Consider the following 230-nt stretch of genomic DNA (forward strand, 5'->3'; position numbering starts at 1 on the left):
GGAACACATTATAAATATGTGAAAGAAAAAGTGTTTACAGTTGTTAAAGAGGTTTTTGGTAAGGAGTTTTTAGTAAAAGATACGCTACCTAATTTAGATTGGAAACTAGAATGAGAAACCAAACAAATTGGCAATTATTTGTGTTTTAAAGCCACTGCAGTAAGACCTGTTAGTCAATATGATTTTAGAAATTTCAGAAGAAAAAAAGAGGAAGAAAAAAAGGATGATAA

Annotated in this window: 1 pseudogene; it reads left to right on the forward strand. The window is 29.1% G+C overall.

The window, feature by feature from the left end:
• Window positions 1–126 precede the first annotated feature (126 nt).
• Window positions 127–230 (forward strand): annotated as a pseudogene (locus AC23MC_RS16575) (GLPGLI family protein); the annotation flags it as partial.

Source organism: Flavobacterium sp. T50_26 (assembly GCF_057652995.1).